This window comes from Ectothiorhodospiraceae bacterium 2226, assembly GCA_013348725.1.
GTDB lineage: Bacteria > Pseudomonadota > Gammaproteobacteria.
Genome location: CP054689.1, coordinates 1,689,487 through 1,706,123 on the forward strand (window position 1 = coordinate 1,689,487; position 16,637 = coordinate 1,706,123).

The 16,637-nt window shown below is 65.8% G+C and carries 15 protein-coding genes and 1 other gene; 11 read left to right on the forward strand and 5 right to left on the reverse strand.

Going from position 1 to position 16,637, the window contains the following annotated elements; genetic code table 11:
• Positions 1-6 precede the first annotated feature (6 nt).
• On the forward strand, positions 7-1,509 hold the full coding sequence (locus tag HUS23_08110) for a hypothetical protein (protein ID QKT03784.1): 1,503 nt from the start codon (positions 7-9) through the stop codon (positions 1,507-1,509).
• Between the two features lie 66 nt (positions 1,510-1,575).
• On the forward strand, positions 1,576-7,452 hold the full coding sequence (locus HUS23_08115) for an IPT/TIG domain-containing protein (GenBank protein QKT03785.1): 5,877 nt from the start codon (positions 1,576-1,578) through the stop codon (positions 7,450-7,452).
• Between the two features lie 37 nt (positions 7,453-7,489).
• Positions 7,490-7,918 (forward strand): hypothetical protein, encoded by a 429-nt coding sequence (locus HUS23_08120; GenBank protein ID QKT03786.1) that lies wholly within the window; start codon positions 7,490-7,492, stop codon positions 7,916-7,918.
• A gap of 50 nt (positions 7,919-7,968) precedes the next feature.
• Positions 7,969-8,964 carry an RHS repeat-associated core domain-containing protein gene (locus tag HUS23_08125; GenBank protein QKT03787.1) on the forward strand — a complete coding sequence of 332 codons (996 nt, stop codon included), beginning with the start codon at positions 7,969-7,971 and terminating at the stop codon, positions 8,962-8,964.
• A 13-nt stretch (positions 8,965-8,977) separates the two neighbouring features.
• Complete coding sequence (locus HUS23_08130) at positions 8,978-9,664, forward strand: hypothetical protein (GenBank protein ID QKT03788.1); 687 nt, start codon at positions 8,978-8,980, stop codon at positions 9,662-9,664.
• Positions 9,485-9,664: gene (locus HUS23_08135) on the forward strand. The genes HUS23_08130 and HUS23_08135 overlap by 180 nt, the downstream gene beginning before the upstream one ends.
• 380 nt (positions 9,665-10,044) lie before the next feature.
• On the forward strand, positions 10,045-10,383 hold the full coding sequence (locus HUS23_08140) for an NfeD family protein (protein QKT03789.1): 339 nt from the start codon (positions 10,045-10,047) through the stop codon (positions 10,381-10,383).
• Positions 10,384-10,411: 28 nt separating this feature from the next.
• A complete protein-coding gene (locus HUS23_08145; GenBank protein ID QKT03790.1) occupies positions 10,412-10,747 on the forward strand; it encodes a hypothetical protein in 336 nt (111 codons plus the stop codon).
• Between the two features lie 14 nt (positions 10,748-10,761).
• Entirely contained in the window at positions 10,762-11,475 is a 714-nt protein-coding gene (locus HUS23_08150) for a hypothetical protein (GenBank protein QKT03791.1), read from the forward strand.
• Between the two features lie 76 nt (positions 11,476-11,551).
• Here the strand turns inward: HUS23_08150 and HUS23_08155 are convergent, their stop codons facing one another.
• Positions 11,552-13,054, reverse strand: a complete 1,503-nt coding sequence (locus tag HUS23_08155) for a YifB family Mg chelatase-like AAA ATPase (GenBank protein QKT03792.1) — start codon at positions 13,052-13,054, stop codon at positions 11,552-11,554.
• A 24-nt stretch (positions 13,055-13,078) separates the two neighbouring features.
• The gene (locus tag HUS23_08160; protein QKT03793.1) at positions 13,079-13,393 is read right to left on the reverse strand and encodes an accessory factor UbiK family protein; all 315 of its coding nucleotides are present in this window, start codon (positions 13,391-13,393) and stop codon (positions 13,079-13,081) included.
• A 356-nt stretch (positions 13,394-13,749) separates the two neighbouring features.
• On the opposite strand from HUS23_08160, the gene HUS23_08165 reads away from it, so the two are divergent.
• Both HUS23_08165 and HUS23_08170 read left to right on the forward strand, forming a co-directional pair.
• Positions 13,750-14,088: a P-II family nitrogen regulator gene (locus tag HUS23_08165; protein QKT03794.1), complete on the forward strand. Its 339-nt coding sequence runs from the start codon at positions 13,750-13,752 to the stop codon at positions 14,086-14,088.
• 18 nt (positions 14,089-14,106) lie between these two features.
• Entirely contained in the window at positions 14,107-15,366 is a 1,260-nt protein-coding gene (locus HUS23_08170; protein QKT03795.1) for an ammonium transporter, read from the forward strand.
• Between the two features lie 39 nt (positions 15,367-15,405).
• On the opposite strand, the gene HUS23_08175 is transcribed toward HUS23_08170, so the two are convergent.
• The 3 genes from HUS23_08175 to HUS23_08185 are packed head-to-tail and all read right to left on the reverse strand — an operon-like array spanning position 15,406 to position 16,579.
• A complete protein-coding gene (locus HUS23_08175; GenBank protein ID QKT05014.1) occupies positions 15,406-15,846 on the reverse strand; it encodes a phosphate-starvation-inducible PsiE family protein in 441 nt (146 codons plus the stop codon).
• A gap of 51 nt (positions 15,847-15,897) precedes the next feature.
• The gene (locus tag HUS23_08180; protein ID QKT03796.1) at positions 15,898-16,239 is read right to left on the reverse strand and encodes a DUF167 domain-containing protein; all 342 of its coding nucleotides are present in this window, start codon (positions 16,237-16,239) and stop codon (positions 15,898-15,900) included.
• Positions 16,223-16,579 (reverse strand): hypothetical protein, encoded by a 357-nt coding sequence (locus HUS23_08185; protein QKT03797.1) that lies wholly within the window; start codon positions 16,577-16,579, stop codon positions 16,223-16,225. Before HUS23_08185 ends, HUS23_08180 begins: the two co-directional genes overlap by 17 nt.
• Positions 16,580-16,637: the final 58 nt, after the last annotated feature.

Sequence of the window (16,637 nt, forward strand, 5' to 3'; positions counted from 1 at the left end):
GGAACCATGAAAACTGCCACAACCTACAATCGCTACAAGTGGTCGGCAGCGGTCGCGCTGCTCATGATGCCGCTGACGGCGTCGGCCTTCGAGAGCGGGAGTACCGGCGCAGACGGCGCCTTCAACCCCACGGTGAACACCCGACTCGCGTTGCCGCCGGGCGGGGTGTTCAATTTCACCAACGTCAATATCCCCGCCGACGTGACCGTTACCTTCGAGAAGAACACCACCAACACACCGGTAACGTGGTTGGTGGCGGGCGATGTGAACATCGCCGGGACGGTCAGCGTCTCCGGTCGTTGGTCGACTGCCGTGGGCGCTGCCGGTGACGGCAATATCGGCGACGATGGGCTGCCGGGGGAAGCGGGACCGGGTGGATTCGCGGGAGGCCGCGGGGGCGAGATTGATCCCTCGTTCGCTGGGCGGGGAGGGTCCGGGCTTGGCCCCGGCGGTGGCCAAGGAGGCCGGTACTACTCCGCCTACGGGGTTCCGAGTGGTGGCGGTGGCGGCGGGTATGGAGTGGCTGGCGCGCGGGCCGCACAGCTCAGCAGTCACGCGACCCAAGCGGCCGGGGGTGGCGCATACGGCTCGGAACTTCTTCTGCCGCTCATCGGTGGATCCGGCGGCGGGGGCGGGATGGGGGGAAGCTTGTTCCACGGCTCCGGCGGCGGCGGCGGAGGCGGCGGGTTGCTGATCGCCGCGTCCGGCACGGTCACCGTATCGGGGCGCATCCTCGCCGTCGGCGGCAATTCCGGGGCCGCTGCCGGCGCCGGGGTCGGCGGAACGGGCGGCGCAGGCAGCGGCGGGGCGATTCGCATCGTTGCCACGGCGATTACCGGGAATGGCGTTATAGATGCCCGCGGCGGGCAGAGCGGCGCGCAAACCAGCCAATCTGGTGTAAGCACCTCATACATGCGGGGTGGCAACGGCGGCGTGGGGCGTGTCCGTCTCGAAGCGGAGGTGTTCAATCGCACGGCGGCTACGACACCCCCTTTCAGCTTCTCTCAGCCCACGGCCGTGTTCGTGGCCGGGCTGCCATCGTTGCGCATCCACAGCGTGGCCGGCGTCGAAGTCCCGGAATTTCCGACCGGCTACGCCGACGTGACACTGCCGTCCGACGCGCCCAATCCGGTAACCGTCGCTTTCGCTACCACCGGAGTTCCAGTGGGTAACACGGTGCGACTCACGGTCACGCCCGCCTATGGCCCTAGTACCACTGTCGTGAGCCCGGCACTGACCGGTAGCACCGACAGTGCGACGGCGAGCGTGTCGGTCAACATCCCCGATGGCCCCAGCACCTTGACCGCCCAGACGACTTACACGGTGATCGCGTCGGTGGGCGACGCGCTTGCACCCTTCGCGAGTGGCGAACGTGTGGAGCAGGTGCGTCTGGCCACCTCCTCGGACGGCGGCTCGAGCATCACGCTCATCACGGTTTCGGGAAAGGAGTATGCGCTTCCCGGCCGATTGCCGGCGATGCCCGCGGCACCTGAGTCCGACCACAGCTAGCGAGGGCTTACGATGTCGGTGGGGCGTACTTGCATGCAGAGGGCCTGGCGCAGGCTAGCAGTGCTGATGCTGGCCGCAGTCGCGGTGCTCGCCGGTTCTTCTGGCTGGTCGTTGGCGCCTGAAGCGCAGCTCGTCGCCACGTTCGCGGAGCCGCTGAAAGGGCTCGCCCTCGATCAGCCTGGAGAACGGGCCCTGGTGCTGGCGAACGAGCGTGTTCACCTCGTTGATCTAAGCGCTGACGCCGGCACGTCCGTGGATTGGGCGGGCAGTCCCGCACTGGCGGCCGTCGCCGATAGGGGCCGCGGTAGTTTCGTCATTGCCGATCAAGGCAACCGCATCCACTTCGTCAGCGCCCAGGATCTCCAACCCATTCACCCGCCGCTCAAGCTTGCGCCCTTAGCGCCGATGTTGAGGCTCGATCCGGAGCGCGGCATGGTCGTCGCGCCGCGGCGCAACGGGCGCACCATCTTCTTCGTCGATGCCGTCTCCGGCATGGCCGTGTCGGAGTTGCGCCTGGACGGAACGCTCCAGCACTTCGATGTCCACCCAGAAAGCGGCAAAGTCCTACTGCTCGAGCGGCCCCGAGGAGGAGCGCGGCTTGCCGACCGAATTGTCGTCGTGGACATCGCGACGCAAACGGTCGACGTCAGGACCGCCCTGGCCGAAAGATATGCGGCCATAGCGGTCAGCGACACGCAGCAGGCAGCTGTCATGGCCGTCAGTGACGCGCGCCGTGTGGACTTGTTGGACCTGGCATCCCGCCAGGTGATGCGCTCGTATGATACAGCCCACCAGGTAAGCGATCTGATCCTTTTTGCCGGCGGCAACTATGCGCTGTTGTTGGATGAGCGCGGTGGGTACGTGTCGGTCCTCGACCTGGAGACCGGTGACGTTCACGCCTACGGCAAACTTCCCGAGTGGGTGGGCGTTGGCGTCTCGGCGCGCTACAACCAGGCCCTTTTCGCCGTGAGTCACAAGCATCACCGGGTCGTGTCGCTCGCACTGCCGAGCCGCGCGCCGTCCCTGTCGTGGATCGATCCGGACGAGGTTCTGGAGGGCGCCCAGCCCTTCGAGTTGCACCTCCATGGCAGCGGCTTCGTCGACGGGGCGGAAGTAATGCTCGACGAAGAGCGCATGGCGTCTCGCTGGATGGACGCGACGTACTTGACCGTAGAGGTGCCCGCCGACGCGGTCGCTACCGCCGGCGTGCGGAATGTCAGCGTCGAGAATCCTGGCCCGGTTCCCGCACCATCGAATGCGCTCGTCCTGACGGTGCGTGCGCCCAACCCGGTTCCTGTAATCGATGCCCTCCATCCTTCGGAGATTGAAACCGGCGAGATACCGGTCAGTATCGCCCTTTCAGGCAGTGGGTTCATCGGGGAGTCGAACGTGTATGCGGGCGCAGAAGCCCTCGAAACGGTCTATGTCAGCGAACACATGCTGGAAGCTGTTATCCCGTCCCGTCTGAGGCAGGATACCGGGACTCTGCCCTTGATGGTGGTCAATCCGCCGCCCGGTGGCGGCGCTTCGAACGTTGCCGACCTCACTGTCTCCGGCGGCGCGCCGACCGTCGCGGACTTCTCTCCCCAAAGCGGATCGGCGGGGACGTTGGTCACCATCCGCGGTAGCAACTTCGACGCGATTCAGCCGGGTGCCAACACCGTGCGCTTCGCCGGCACCTCTGCCGTGGTGGCCTCCGCCAGCGGCGAGCAGCTGCGCGTCGTGGTCCCGCTTGCGGCGGTCAGCGGACCGATTACCGTTTCCACCTCCCGAGGAAGCGCCACCTCTGACGACGAGTTCCTCCTGCAGGCACGAGAGTCTTTCGACGTGGTCCCGTCCGCGGATTCGCTCACCGTGCCCGCCGGCGGCGACGGAAGCCTCCAGCTCCTCCTGGAGAGTTTGGGCGCGCACGAGTACAGCCATCTGGTGGATCTTTCTTTCGAAGGTCTGCCTGCAGGTTTGACGCCACATCTGAGTCACGGGCAGCTGTCCCTCCATCAGCCGACCGTCATCACCCTGCAAGCTTCCGGCGATGTGGCGCCGGGAACATATCAAGTGACCGTGACCGCGTCGGGCCTCATCGACGGGCGGCTCGTGCACCGGCACTTCGATGTCGAGGTGGCGCTGCTTCCGCCCGGTACGACCACCCTGACAGGCCGCGTGCTGCAGGCCGACGACGACACGCCATTCGAAGGCGCCCTCATCCGCCTTGGCGAGGAGGTCGCGGTGACCGACGCGAGCGGGCGTTACCTCTTCCTGGAGCCCCAGCTTACCGGCGACCAGGTGATCTTGATCGACGGCCATACGCGCAACACCGACGCCGTGCACTACGCATCGAGCATCGTCATGCCGGTCATGATCGAGCCCGGCAAGGCCAACCGCGCCATCACCAGCTATCTATCCGCGGTGGACGCCACCTCCTATACGGAGATCGCCCCCGGCCAGGCGGCCAGCGTCACCCATCCCGCGCTCGAGAACTATGAGCTACGCATCCCGGAGGGGGCGGTGCTTTGGGGATGGGACGGCACGCCCATCGATAAGATCAATGTCCGGGTGAGTCCACCCGACAGACTTCCGATCCGCCCTGTACCGGAGGGTGTCACCACACGCAGTGTTTATCTCTATTACTTCTTCCGCGCGGGCGGCGCGGAGCCGACAGTCCCGATCCCCGTTACGATGGCGAACGACGTCGGCCTGCTGCCGGGCGAGAAGGCGGACCTTTGGTACTACGACGAGACGCCGGAACCGGATCCCGATTCGAACCAATGGCGCATCATGGGTCAGGGCACGGTCTCGGAAGACGGCAAGCGCATTGTCTCCGACCCTGGCGTAGGCATTCCCAGGTTCTGCTGCGGCGCGTCCTTCCCCAGCCCGCCGTCGCCGCCCGACGATGCCCCGGGCGGCGACGGATGTGGGCCTTCCGGCGGCAATCCCGTAGACCTTGCCAGCGGCATTGGGTCGCTCCTACGGGACAAGGGTCTTCGTACGCATGGCCCGTTCTCCGCCGAGCTTTCATTCGGCTACTCGGGCATGACCGGCCGCGACGGACCGCTGGGCCTCGGCACCTGGGCGAGCTATGAATGGCGCATGATTCTTGCCGGCGCCGCCGCCACCGTCGTCACGCCGCAAGGCATCCGGTACACGCTTAGCAGGGGCGCGGACGGCGCCTACCGCGCCGCCTCCGGGCGCGCGGCTGGCCTTGGCATGGAAGCGACGGTGCTTGATGGTCAGACGGTGCTGCGCTTTCCCGATGGAAGACGGTTCGAGTTCAGCCGCATCGGGGTGACGAACGGGCTGCTCACGGCGATGGTGGATGCGCGTGGCAACCGTACCACCCTCGTGCGCGACAGCGCCGATAGCGCAGGGCGCCTGCTGGAGATCCGTGACCCGGCCGGCCAGCGCTACCGGTTCGACTACGAGTCGATCAACCGACTGGCGGCCATTCGTGACCCCCTGGGCCGCGTGCAGGCGTTCGACTACGACAACCTCGGACGCCTGCGCAGCATTACGGATTTTCTCGGCCAGACGACCACCTACCATTGGGACGCCGCGAGCCGTATCAACCAAACGGGCGGCCCCGCCGCCCGTCCCCTGCGGTATGAATACGACGATGATGGCCGGGTGATCAGCCAGCGACTTCCCTCTGGCGACGCCTCTTCGGTGCTTTACGATTTCGAGTATCAGCTGGTCGGCCGCACCGTGATGGGCACCACCGTGCGCAACCCGAAGGGTCATATCACTTCGTATCGGTTCAATGGGCAAGGCTACATCACGCGCGTCACCGACGCCCTCGGCGGCGTGACCGAGACGCGCTACGACAATACGCGGAACGTGCCCCTGTGGCGGCGCGATGCCACCGGCAGAACCACCTACCTCTCGCACGACGAGCGCGGCAACGTGACGGGCATACGCGACGTGCGTGACCGCGTCGCCTCGTTCGAGTATCACCCCCGCTTCGACAAACCGACACGCATCGTCGACACCGCGGGCCGCGATTTCCGCTTCGACTATACGAGCGACGGCGCCCTGCGACGCGCCGTCGACCCGCTCGGCAACGTCCATGAGTACCAATACGATTCGCGCGGCTTGATGACGCAGGCCACCGACCCGCTGGGCAACGCTTTGCACTTCCAGTACGACGAGCGCGGATACCTGTCCTCCTTCACGGACAGCCTTGGACACGCCTGGCGCTTCGCGCACGACGCCGCCGGGCGTCTGGTGGCCGAGACCGACCCCCTCGGCCACACATCGCGCTACACCTACGACGATCTGGACCGCCTCATCCAGATCCAGGACGCCCGCGGCGGCATCACCACGATCACCTACACACCGCGCCACAAACTCGCCACAGTGCGCAACCCGAGCGGCGCCCTGATCGAGACCAATACCTACGATGTCTTCGACCGCCTGATCGAACGGCGCGACGCCGCCGGAAACGCCTGGCACTACGAGCGCGACCAAGTGGGCAACATCACCACCTACCGCGACCCGCAGGGCCGCAGCACGCATTTCCAGTACGACCCGATGAACCGCCTCACGCAGGCGTCGTATCCCGACGGACGGACCACCATCTACGTCTATGACGCGGCCGGGCGCCTCGCGCACGTCTTCGACAACGAAAGCGGCGAAGCCCGCTACGAGTACGACGATCTGGATCGGCTCGTGCGGGAGATCTCCGACCGCGGGATGATCGAGTACGCCTATGACGACGCCGATCAAGTCGCCGAACGACGCATCAACGGGACGGAGATCACCGCCTTCAGCTACGACGGCGCGGGCCGCGTGACACACATCACGCACAACGGGCGCACCGCGCGCTACGACTGGGACGCCGCAGGCCGGCTCAACAACAAGCACCTGCCCAACGGACTCACCCAGGCCTACGAATACGATGCCGCCAGCCGCCTGACCGCTATCCGCTATCTCGCGGAAGGTCAGGAAGTCGACGCCATCGAGTACGGCTACGACCCCAGCGGCCGGATCATCCAGCGCCGCCACAGCCACGGCCTCACGGTCGCCGACACCCCCTTTACGGCCACCTACGACGCCGACAATCGCCTCACCACCTTCAACGGCCACGCGCTGCACTACGACCCCAACGGCAACCTCGTCGAGCGCGAGACCGACGCGGGCAGTGTCTACTACACCTGGGACGCCGGCGACCGCCTGATCGCCATCCAAGGCCCCCACGGCTACGCCGCGTTCCGCTACGACCACGCCGGGCGGCGCATCGAGAAGACCGTGAACGGGCACAGCGTCCAGTACCTCTACGATGGCCTGCAGGCCGTGGCCGAGCTGCAGGGCGGCGCGCTCGGCGCCGTCTACCACACCGGACTGATGATCGACGAGGTGCTAGCCCGCTACAGCGCAGAAGGCGACCGCGCGCACCTGACCGACCTGCTGGGCAGTGTGCTTGCCCTGACGGACGAGGACGGCAGCCTCCTTACCCGCTACCACTACAGCCCGTACGGCGAGGTGCACCACGCAGGCGAGGACAACGACAACCCCCTCCAATACACCGGCCGCGAGAACGATCAGACGGGGCTGTACTACTACCGGGCGCGCTATTACGATCCGGTGTTGAAGCGGTTTGTGTCGCGGGATCCAATTGGGCTTGAAGCAGGTTTGAATTTCTATGGGTATGTGTTGGGCGATCCAATTAACTTTGTTGATCCGGATGGTCTTAGGAGCAGAGGGACAAATCAAAGCATAATTCGACACTACCAGCGACAGATTGAAAGGAAGCTTGAGCCAGTCAGTAAGGTGCCGCGACAAGAGTATTCTATTGCAGATATACTACCCTCGCCGTCTGACTGGCATCATTTCTATAAGAATATTGATTTTGGGGAAAACTGTAAGGTAGTTTGTGATCGCGCGGGCTTAATGTCATGCCCTGCTTCAGGAACGCCTTATATGACGAGTTGTCGGGTTGAGTGCCGATAACAATTTACTTGAATAGACCTTGGAACACGCTGCCGTTGTGGACAAAGTGTTTAGGCAACTTGTGCTTGCTTCTGTATTTCTGTACACGTTTGTATGGTTCTCGCCATATTTCAGTTATTTATGGATGGATGAGAATGTAGTAGAAATGCTTGTTATTTACGGAGGGTATGGGGCGGTGTTTCCCCATGAGCAGCATTCAACATTCTTTCTCATTTTTGATGCGGTGACATACGTCGGCTTTGTTCTATCCTCAATCGGAATGCTTTTCTTTCAAGCGATTGCCCGTGCGATATTCACTCTTCTGATTGTAATTTCACAGGTAATGGTGCTTGTTTCTGGGACGGTAGTGACTATTGAAGGTATTGCCTTTCTGGAGTCGGTTCTTTCGATGATGGATGGTGCAATTCTAGCACTGGCATATTTAAGCCCGCTTAGTAACAGGTTCAGCCCGCGTAGCGTGGGCTGACGAAGGAAGCCCCGCGTTATTTGATTGAATGTTAGGTCGCTGGTCGGCGCGTGCATCAGGTGCCGTCACGGCATGCCAACTCAGTCGCCGACAGCCTCTTCACGGCCACCTTCCGCGTCGACCTGACCCACTTCAACGGCCACGCGCTGCACTACGACCCCAACGGCAACCTCGTCGAGCGCGAGACCGACGCGGGCAGTGTCTACTACACCTGGGACGCCGGCGACCGCCTGATCGCCATCCAAGGCCCCCACGGCTACGCCGCGTTCCGCTACGACCACGCCGGGCGGCGCATCGAGAAGACCGTGAACGGGCACAGCGTCCAGTACCTCTACGATGGCCTGCAGGCCGTGGCCGAGCTGCAGGGCGGCGCGCTCGGCGCCGTCTACCACACCGGACTGATGATCGACGAGGTGCTAGCCCGCTACAGCGCAGAAGGCGACCGCGCGCACCTGACCGACCTGCTGGGCAGTGTGCTTGCCTTGACGGACGAGGACGGCAGTGTGAGCACCCGCTACCACTACAGCCCCTACGGCGAGGTGCTGTCTGCAGGTGAGGCGAGCGACAACCCGCTCCAATACACCGGCCGCGAGAACGACCAGACGGGGCTGTACTACTACCGGGCGCGCTATTACGATCCGGTGTTGAAGCGGTTTGTGTCGCGGGATCCAATTGGGCTCGGAGGAGGCCTGAATTTCTATGCCTATGTGGGAGGCTCGCCAATTGGATATGTCGATCCCGAGGGGCAGAGGGGGCAGCGGAGCACGGGTGGCCGGTCGAACCCTCAGGCATACAATTCTACGGCGCGCCGCGGGCCGGTACTTCGATCAGACAATTTTCACCGTGACCGTGAGGCAGCAGCCCGTAAAGCTGAGTTCCTCAACCGATACGTCCCGCGGTCGCAGGAGCAGCTAAGGCGGGATCGCATCCTCATTGATACCGTGTTGCACAGAAATCTCGAGAACCTCCCTGACCTGAGGCATGAAAATGAATACAGAAGGTGGTTGCAGGAGCGGATGGAGTCGGCTCAAGCGTGTAGGCCATGAGAGGGTATTGTGGATGCTAATCGCGCTCGTTGCATCTGCGCATGGTACGGCCGAGATGGCCAGTGCACAGGAATCAGGAATTCGCCTGCCGGACAGCTCGGTCTATGCCGGCGAGTTAGAGAACGGGCTGTTCAGTGGCCTTGGGATCTTAACGTGGCGCGACGGGGCCCGGTACGAGGGAGGGTTTAAGGACGGATTGAAGCATGGAGAGGGAAGCTATACGTTGCGCAACGGATGGTCGTATACGGGCACGTTTAAGGACGGGCTTGCGCACGGGCGCGGGACGGAGAAGTCTCCCGCTGGAGGGTATTACACAGGCGAGTTTGTTGACGGGCTACCCCATGGTGAAGGCGTTGAGGGGTTTGCGGACGCCGGCGTGTACAAGGGCTCTTTTCAGCACGGGCTTGCGCACGGATGGGGGCGGTACGAAGGACCCGGTGGGCTCGTTTACGAAGGGGAGTATCACCTTGGTCTCTGGCAGGGACATGGTGCGCTCACGTACCAGAACGGGGATATCTACATGGGAGAGTTCTTGCAGGGTCTCCCTCACGGCAAAGGGGCGCTCGTGCAAGCCGAGGGCGATGAGTACGAGGGAGAGTTCCGTGAAGGGCAGTTTCACGGCCGCGGGACTTACACCTTCTCAGATGGCAAGGTGCTTCGGGGCCAGTTCCGGGAAGGGATGTTCGTAGAACAAGAGTAGGCGGAGCAGTGGGCAGGCGAAGAAGCCCGAAGCTTGGCCTGAGCGCGCGCCCGCAACTTGCACGAAGTCCCGGTCCGCTACAGAACCGACGCAGATCGCACGCACCATGCCGGCGCTGCCGGGCAGCGCCTTTGGTTAATTCCCCCTCTTGATCGCAGGCAGACGTAAGCTCGGCCGCCAGCATTCCGCACATCCGGCGCTTCTGCTCGGTCTGGCGTGCCAAGCTGCGTCTCGACGGTGACGCCGATGCGGCGCTTGGGGTACGCTAGCGCGCTGTTGAAGAAGGGTGCGTCGCGCCTTTTTCAGCAGGGCTTGCGGACCTTGCTCGAAGGTCCGCTTTGTCGGCCGCAGGGACGCGCGCCTGTACCGAAGGGGGCGTGATGAATACCGAGATGATCTGGATCGTGGTCGGCATCTTGCTGATCTTGGCGGAGCTGGTAGCAACGCAGGTCGTCGCCGTGTTTATCGGCATCGCCGCCATCGAGGTGGGGCTGTTGATGCTGACGGGCGTGGTCGAGGCGCCGGCGGCGCAGTTCGCCGGGTTCGCGGTGCTGAGCGTGGTGCTTCTGTTCGCCACGCGCCGCCACCTGAAGAATATGCTGGTCGGTGCCGTGGCCGATGAGCGCGACGCCCCCTTCGGTTTCACGAGAACCTTGGCGAGCACGTGCAGGTCGTCAGCGACTTCGTCGACGGGCGCGGCCGAAGGAGTAGTCGGTTGACGGCGGGGTTCCGGTCGGCGCGCGGCCGATGAAGGAACTCGAGCGTTTGCTGGTGTGGATTGTGCCCCTGGCGATCCTGCAGGCGCTGGGTCACGCGCTGGTTGCGGGTGGGTTCAGGCATGTCCTGGCGAGCGATGGGTTGCTGGGGCTCTCGCCCGCTGAAACGCTCAGCGTGTTGACCACCGGCGGCATGGCGCTCGGTCTGCTTGTGAACCTCGCGGTGGCTCTGTGGTTGCTGAAGGCCGCCCGCAAGGTTGGGGGCTCGCGTGCGTTGTGGTCCCTGTTCGGGGCGACGTTCGGGGTGCTCGCGTTGGTGGTGTTCTTGCTCGCGCGCCTGTACGAGGCGCAGAGGGCGACGGGCTGAACGTCCCCACGCCTATGCCGCCGAAGCTCGCGCTGCGCCGCGTGCTCCGCGCGACCGTCGCGATCCCGTGGCGAAACCGGGCTGCGTTCGTGCGCGTGCTCGCCGCGCCCGTGGTCGCGTTGGTGGTGATGGACCTCGTGGTGGAGTGGGCCGAGCATGCCCTTGGGGGATGGCGGTCTGTGGTCCTGTCCGTCGCGTGGTGGGCGCTCTTTGTAGTGATTGCCGTTCGGACTCACCGCTTGGTGCTGGCCAAGGATGAGGAGCAGATGGCCAAGGCTTCCCTGCGCTGGTCGTGGCGGGAGACGCGGTTCTTCGGCTGGCTGCTGGTCATCTACTTTCAGGTGGCGTTGCTCGGCTTACTGCTTGCGATGTTGGGGCTGGCGATCATGTGGGTCGTTCCTAGCGGTCCTTTTCAGTTAATGGTCGTGGTTGCCGTACTCCCCGCCGCATACCTCTTGGCGCGGTTGAGTCTGATCTTTCCGGCCGTCGCCCTGGATAGGCCTGTGGACTTCGGCTGGGCATGGGCGCGAAGCGCAGGCAATGGCTGGCGCTTGGTCCTCGTCGTGGCCGTCTTGCCGCTCGCGTTTTCCGTGGTCGCGACCGCCGCGAACTCCGCGCTCGTCGCCGCCGTGCTGGCCGCGCCGCTGGTTGTGCTGGAGGTCGTGGCGCTGTCGGCGGCTTATCGGGCGCTGGTGGTCGAAACCGCGCCTGCAGGCGTGGGCCACTAGACGCATTGCAGGACGCGCCGGCGAAGCAAGGGCAAACCGACGCCCCTCGCTTCGCGTGGAGTCACTCGGACCTGGCTTAGGGTGCGGTGCGGTCCAGCCGCCGGTAGCCGATGGCCTCGGCGAGGTGGGATGTTTCGATGTGCTCGGCCTCGGCGAGGTCGGCGATGGTGCGCGCGACCTTGAGGATGCGGTGGTAGGCGCGCGCGGACAGCCCCAGGCGGTCGGCGGCGCTGTCGAGCAGGGCGCGGTCGCTGCCGTCGAGGATGCAGTGGCGTTCCACTTCGGCGCCCTCGAGTTGGGCGTTGGGTTTGTCGGCGCGGGCGAGTTGGCGGGCGCGGGCCGCGATCACGCGGGCGCGCACGGCGGCGGAGTCCTCGCCCGGTTCGGCGGCGTGCAGCGCGCCGGGCGGCACGGGCGGCACTTCCACGTGCATGTCGATGCGGTCGAGCAGCGGACCGGAGATGCGCGCGCGGTAGCGTTGTACCTGCTCGGCGGTGCAGCGGCAGCGCGCGCTGGGGTGGCCGAGATAACCGCAGGGGCAGGGGTTCATCGCGGCCACCAGTTGAAAGCGCGCCGGGTACTCGGCCTGGCGCGCGGCGCGCGAGATGGTGATGTTGCCGCTCTCCAGCGGCTCGCGCAACACCTCCAGCACCTTGCGATCGAACTCCGGCAGTTCGTCCAGAAACAGCACGCCGTGGTGGGCGAGTGAGATCTCGCCCGGGCGCGGCTGCGTGCCGCCGCCGACCAGCGCCACGCCGGAGGCGGTGTGGTGCGGGGCGCGAAACGGGCGCTGGGCCCAAGCCTCGATCCGGAACGCCTGGCTGCTCAGGGAGCGCACCGCGGCTGACTCCAGCGCCTCCTGTTCGCTCATGGGCGGCAGAATGCTCGGCAGGCGCGAGGCGAGCAGCGTCTTGCCGGTGCCGGGCGGGCCGAGCATGAGCAGGGGATGGGCGCCGGCGGCGGCGATCTCCAGCGCGCGCCGCGCGTGCGGCTGGCCGCGCACGTCGCGCAGGTCGGGCAGCGCCGGCGGCGCGGCCGCTTCGCTACGCGTCACGGGGGCCAGTTCGCCGAGGCCGTTCAGGTGGGCGCACAGCGCCAGCAGGTCCGGCGCGGCGAGCACCTTCAGGCCCTCGACCAGGGTGGCCTCGGCGGCGTTGTCCTCCGGCACCACCAGCGTGCGCCCGGCGTCGCGCGCGTGCAGCGCGGTGGGCAGCACACCGGCCACCGGCCGCAGCGCGCCGCCGAGCGCGAGCTCGCCCACGAACTCGTAGTGCTCCAGTGCCTCGCTGGGAATCTGCGCGGAGGCGGCGAGGATGCCGATGGCGATGGGCAGGTCGAAGCGGCTGCCTTCCTTGGGCAGGTCGGCGGGCGCGAGGTTGATGGTGATGCGTCGGGTGGGGAAATCGAAACGGCAGTTCAACAGGGCGCCGCGCACGCGGTCCTTGCTCTCCTTCACCGCCGCCTCGGGCAATCCCACGATCGACAGGCTGGGCAGCCCGTTGGCCAGGTGCACCTCCACGCTGACCAGCGGCGCCTGCACGCCCGCCAGCGCGCGGCCGTAGCTGACGGCGAGCGTCACGCGTGTAGCTCCGCCGCCCGGCGGTCAGCTATCGGACTTGGGGGCGGCCTTGGGGGCCGCCTTGCCCGAGGTCTTGGTGCTCTTGTTGGGAGCCGCGGTCGGAAGCAGCCGTGCCTCCAGCTCCATCACCTTCGCCTCCAAGGCCTCGAGCTTGGCGCGGGTGCGCGCCAACACTTCCATCTGCACGTCGAACTCCTCGCGGGTGACCACGTCGAGCTGGGCCAGGCCGCTGCGCAGCGCCTGGCGCACGTTCTTGTCCACATCGGCCTTGAGCTCCGCCCCCGAGGGGACGGCTTGCAGTACCCGCCGCGCCAGGTCGTCAAACATCTTCAAATCCATTGCCTGTCTCCTTCTATCCGGCTGTTTCGCATGTCCTGAGTGTACCGCGTCCGCGGTGGTGCATCGCGCCTTGGCTCCATGCACCAAATAGGTGCGCGTTGCGGCAACGGGCGGTGCATGACGGTGCGCCGGGTGTCAAGGCGCGCCGCCGATACGCTCGCAAGCCGCCGAAATAACAAGATATTCCTTGGTTGGCACGGTGCCTGCTCTGCCCGGGTGTGGCCCCCGTCCGCGGCCCCCTTACAGCAGAGGTGCGAAACAGCGATGTGTTCCAGCGACGAAGTCTTACACGGCGCCCGCGCGGCGTCCCCCTCGTATCCCCGACCGGCCGCGCCGCCGGCCCCAGGAGGTGAGTCATGAAAATGGTGGTGGCGATCATCAAGCCCTTCAAGCTCGACGACGTGCGCGAGGCCTTGTCGGACATCGGCGTGCAGGGCATCACGGCGACCGAGGTGAAGGGCTTCGGGCGGCAGAAGGGTCACACCGAGCTCTATCGCGGCGCCGAGTACGTGGTGGATTTTCTGCCCAAGGTGAAGCTCGAGGTCGCGGTGGAGACGAGCCAGGTCGACTCGGTGCTGGAGGCCATCGTGAAGGCGGCGCAGACCGGCAAGATCGGCGACGGCAAGATCTTCGTGTTCGATCTCGAGCAGGCAATTCGTATCCGGACGCGCGAAACCGGCGCGGACGCGTTGTAACCGGCGGAGGACAAAAACGTGGAAGCATTAGAACAACTCGCCCAGTTGAGCTACGCGCTCGACACCTTTTATTTTCTCATCGCCGGCGCGTTCGTGATGTGGATGGCCGCGGGCTTTACCATGCTCGAGTCGGGGCTGGTGCGCTCGAAGAACACCGCCGAGATCCTCACCAAGAACATCGCCCTCTACTCGGTCGCCTGCATCATGTACATGCTGGTCGGCTACAACATCATGTACGGCGAGGGCGGCGCGGTGATCCCCGGCCTGTCGTTCCTGATCGGCGGTGACAACAGCGTCGCCGAGGTCACGGCGGGCGGCGAGGATGCGCCCTACTACTCGAACATGGCCGACTTCTTTTTCCAGGTGGTGTTCGTGGCCACCGCCATGTCGATCGTCTCGGGCGCGGTGGCGGAGCGCATGAAGCTGTGGGCCTTCCTGGTGTTCGCGGTGATCCTCACCGGCTTCATCTATCCCATCCAGGGCTACTGGAGCTGGGGCGGCGGCTTCCTGGACGAACTCGGCTACGCCGACTACGCGGGCTCGGGCATCGTGCACATGGCGGGCGCCACCGCCGCGCTGGCCGGGGTGCTGCTGCTCGGCGCGCGCAAGGGCAAGTACGGCCCCAATGGTGCGGTGCACCCGATTCCCGGCGCCAACCTGCCGCTCGCCACGCTGGGTACCTTCATCCTGTGGATGGGCTGGTTCGGCTTCAACGGCGGTTCCGAGCTGAAGGTGTCGGATGTCGATTCGGCCAACGCCGTGGCGAGCGTGTTCGTCAACACCAACCTCGCGGCCGCGGGCGGCGTGATTGCCGCGCTCATCACCGCGCGCCTCATGTTCGGTAAGGCGGACCTGACCATGATCCTGAACGGCGCGCTGGCGGGCCTGGTGGCCATCACCGCGGGGCCCGACACGCCTTCGGCGCTGCTCGCCGCGATCATCGGCGGAATCGGCGGCGTGCTGGTGGTGTTCTCCATCGTGGGGCTCGACAAGTTGCGCATCGACGATCCGGTGGGCGCCATCTCGGTGCACGGCACGGTGGGTATCTGGGGCATCCTCGCGGTGCTGCTGTCGAACCCGGAGGCCACGTTCTTCGGGCAGATCGTGGGCATCCTGGCCATCTTCGGCTTCGTGTTCGTCGCCAGTCTGATCGTGTGGGCCATCCTCAAGGCGACCATGGGCATTCGCGTCGACCCGGAGATGGAATACGAGGGGATGGACCTGGTGGAGTGCGGCCTGGAGGCCTATCCGGAGTTCACCGGCAAGGGCGCGGCCTAAGGGCCCGGCAAGGGGGCGGCCAGGGACGGCCGCCCGCCATCAGCCGCCGGGCCGCTGCGGCGGTTCGGGGGGTTTGACGGCCGGCGCCTCGTCCGTATAGCTCTCGTAAGGGAAGCGCACGTGACCGTAGCGGATGACCAGCACGGCCGCCGCGAGCAGCAGGATCCCCAGGGTGACCCCCACCAGTTCCCAGAAATCCATGCCCTTCATGTCCAGCACCAAGTAGCGCGCCAGCGCCACAATGGCGATATAAATCGGCATGCGCACGGGCAGCTGCCCGGAACGCAGGTACATGCCGACCATGGCGAGCACTTCCAGGTAGATGAACAGCAGCAGCAGGTCGGCCAGGCGGACCTCGAGCTGCTCGATCATCACCACCACCTCCTGGATGATGGCGACGACGGTGGCCAGCGCGATGATCACGAGCGCCGCGTGCTCCACCATCTTGAGCGAGTTGAGGCCGGTGCGCCGGTTGAGCATGGACAAGGGTAGCCTCCGCGGCAGGGCGTTGTTCTTGTTCAGGCGGTCATTCTACGCCGAGCGGCGCGCGCGCCGCTCGCTCAGGCGCGCCAGTTGCGCCGCGCTGAGCGCCGCGCAACCGCATACGCGCACCACCTTCTCGGGATGGCTGTGGCCCGCCACCAGTTCCAGCGCCTTGGTGCCGAGCCGCTCGGCCAGCAGGGCGAGCACCGCGCGGTTCGCTTTGCCCCCTTCGGGTGGGGCCGCCACGCGCACCTTGAGGTGAGCGCCCAGCGCTCCCGCGAGCTCGGTGCGCGAGGCGCCGGGCACCACCTTGAGGTGCAGCTCCACACCCGCTGCGCCGGGGCGTACGAAGGGCGGTGCGGCGGCGGGCGCTTCAGGTGCGCGCGGCATAGCCGAACTCGCCCTGCCAAGTACCGCCGCGGTAGTCCAGCTTGAGCCAGTGCGGCACGAAGCGCGCCGGGTCGCCCGCGATAGGCATGGCCACCAGCGGTGGCGTCCCCGCGTCCACCGGGCAGCCTTGGCTCATCACCGGCCGAAATCGCAACACCAGGCCCTGCTCGGCGGCGTCCTCGGGCGCGGCGTCGGCGAAGCGCACCGCCTTGCGGATCAGGCAGCTGAAATAGAGCTCCATTTCCACCGCCAGCGGCGCGCGCCGCTCGGCGAGCGTGGCTTGTGCGGCCGGCGTGAGCTCGACCCGCACGGGCCGCCCCAACACGTTGAAGTCGCTCATGTGACCCCTCCCGTGGCCGCGTCGCCTTCATGGTCGCGCGCGCGTGGGGCGGGCGCAA

Bases quoted from the DNA above. Each gene is read 5' to 3' on its own strand.
- HUS23_08110 (QKT03784.1), top strand. From the start codon at position 7: ATGAAAACTGCCACAACCTACAATCGCTACAAGTGGTCGGCAGCGGTC.
- HUS23_08115 (QKT03785.1), top strand. From the start codon at position 1,576: ATGCTGGCCGCAGTCGCGGTGCTCGCCGGTTCTTCTGGCTGGTCGTTG.
- HUS23_08130 (QKT03788.1), top strand. From the start codon at position 8,978: ATGCTAATCGCGCTCGTTGCATCTGCGCATGGTACGGCCGAGATGGCC.
- HUS23_08140 (QKT03789.1), top strand. From the start codon at position 10,045: ATGAATACCGAGATGATCTGGATCGTGGTCGGCATCTTGCTGATCTTG.
- HUS23_08145 (QKT03790.1), top strand. From the start codon at position 10,412: ATGAAGGAACTCGAGCGTTTGCTGGTGTGGATTGTGCCCCTGGCGATC.
- HUS23_08150 (QKT03791.1), top strand. From the start codon at position 10,762: ATGCCGCCGAAGCTCGCGCTGCGCCGCGTGCTCCGCGCGACCGTCGCG.
- HUS23_08160 (QKT03793.1), bottom strand. From the start codon at position 13,393: ATGGATTTGAAGATGTTTGACGACCTGGCGCGGCGGGTACTGCAAGCC.
- HUS23_08165 (QKT03794.1), top strand. From the start codon at position 13,750: ATGAAAATGGTGGTGGCGATCATCAAGCCCTTCAAGCTCGACGACGTG.
- HUS23_08175 (QKT05014.1), bottom strand. From the start codon at position 15,846: ATGCTCAACCGGCGCACCGGCCTCAACTCGCTCAAGATGGTGGAGCAC.
- HUS23_08180 (QKT03796.1), bottom strand. From the start codon at position 16,239: ATGCCGCGCGCACCTGAAGCGCCCGCCGCCGCACCGCCCTTCGTACGC.
- HUS23_08185 (QKT03797.1), bottom strand. From the start codon at position 16,579: ATGAGCGACTTCAACGTGTTGGGGCGGCCCGTGCGGGTCGAGCTCACG.